Genomic DNA, 739 nt, shown 5'->3' on the forward strand with positions numbered 1-739 from the left:
GTACAGCTCCCGGTGCTATTACTGAAGAAATTTCTTCATCAGGTCTGAACTCAGAATAAGGTTCATAACCTTCAGGAATAATTTCCCCAATAATTGATTTTAAAGCTGTAAAGAATGTAATTTTATCTCCGACACCCATAACATCTTTATACTTAATATATATCTCTATCAATACCCCTTCCCCAACTTCATGACCTTTAACTTTCCCATCTTTAGTTTCTACTTTTCCTACTGGTTCTGTGAATAAAATTCCAGCTTTAAATGAAGAATCATTCTTGTCATATTTTTCTAAAACTTTCTTCTTCTTGTTAATTTTTTCATAGTAGTCACTAACAATCTTTCTTAATGAAGGTGACAACTCATCTAAATCTACAGTAGAATATATTTTAATATCTTCAATAACTCCAGTATATTTTGATTTAACAGGAGTTTTTCCTAAAGAGCGAATCTCTTCTTTCAATTCATCCCCTACGGATTTTAGAAATTTATTTAAAGAATCATCTTCGAAAGAAGTTTCAAATCTAATTAAGTCATCTCCTACTTTTACTTCATCTCCGACTTTAACCATATAATCCACGTTTGCATTTTTTCCTAAAACAACAGGTTTTTGCATTACAATTTCTGAAGTCATATCAATACTTAATTTTTTTGTAATGAATGTTGAATCTTCATAAGTAGCATATCCACTCATACATGCAACTTTTTGTAATGAACCGATATTAAATCTGTTCCCATTAAG

General features: G+C 30.3%; 1 protein-coding gene. It reads right to left on the reverse strand.

Annotated elements, in window-relative coordinates; genetic code table 11:
* Nucleotides 1–739 (reverse strand): hypothetical protein (locus tag ETC00_RS19415; protein WP_216369599.1); only part of this gene is annotated, 739 nt, incomplete at both ends.

The sequence above is a fragment of the Brevibacillus sp. MCWH genome (assembly GCF_013096935.1).
GTDB lineage: Bacteria > Bacillota > Bacilli > Brevibacillales > Brevibacillaceae > Brevibacillus > Brevibacillus aydinogluensis.